The sequence below is a fragment of the Candidatus Hodgkinia cicadicola genome, assembly GCF_002774925.1.
In genome coordinates, this window is sequence record NZ_NXGO01000044.1 from 1 (window position 1) to 1,152 (window position 1,152).

A 1,152-nucleotide genomic window follows, 5' to 3' on the forward strand; every position below is an offset into this window, starting at 1 on the left:
AGCTGAGTTCTCATGTTCCTCGCTACAAATGGCTGGGAAATCGGCTCTACAGCTAAAAGTCATCACACTAATAAGAGATACATAACAGTAGAACTATCACAATGTTCGGACGTGAAATTATGTCTTTGTATTCCATTTACTAACAACATTTTACGGAATATGCGTGTTTTGTGTTGTAACCTTGTTAAGCACACCAATGTACACGTGATAGTCCAGATACATTAAACGCTTTTCAAGCACAAATTGGGAAACAGAATGGAAGATTTTAGTGCAGAATAAACTGAAGTAACGTATTTTGACATGTACAAAAATTTTCCAGTAATTAGTTATATAACACCGTCAAACTAAGACAGTTAAAACCGTTTTTTATCACTATAATGTCAATCATTTGTTTTCACGAACCTTGTTAGACATGACACTTCAAGTCTAAAATTGTTACTTAATCTGAGATTTATTGCTTTATATTATAAAAACACCATTACATTAAGGAATTTTTAACGAATATAGTGATGTAAAAGTGTTACAGAAATGTGCAATAATAAAGACGCTAGGTAATTTTATGTTAATTACTAGTGTAACTAAATAGTAATTAGTAAGTATGTTATATGTGAGTGACCAGATAAAATGTACGCAAACGATGATATCGCTCGTGCTACGAGTATGTTTGCGAAATCGCGAAAATGAACCAAAAAGTTATTTGTAATTAAAAGGACGCTTTGCACGAAGTGACAATATCTAACAGGTCGAAAACAGTCCTAGACTTGTGAGATTGCCGTCCAGTATAATTACCACCGGCAATTTTGGGGCGATCTCTGAGAGACTCAAGATATCTTCCCACAACGTCACGCTGCTGGTCTGCCGACCGATCGAACATCTTTACCACACACACCAAGATTTATGGAGAAATTCTGGACCATCACAAACAACAAACCGTAGAGACAGAGAACACAGCATCAGCATATTCATCATCATCAAATTCTCAGGATTCAGGACACACACACACACACACGCGCGCGCGCGCGCGCGCAACGGTAATAGTTTTGATGATGATGGCAAACCGATTATGGATGGTCTGTTTTGTCCAAAGATATTCGGATCAAGGAATAAAACCGAATGTTTATGTAAGACACCGACATTAACTCAATCATTTGA

Annotated in this window: 1 protein-coding gene; it reads left to right on the top strand. The window is 36.8% G+C overall.

Annotated features, from left to right (window positions below):
- Positions 1–763 precede the first annotated feature (763 nt).
- Positions 764–1,152: hypothetical protein (locus tag MAGTDC_RS02460; RefSeq protein ID WP_146656897.1), on the top strand; the 389-nt coding region annotated here is incomplete at its 3' end.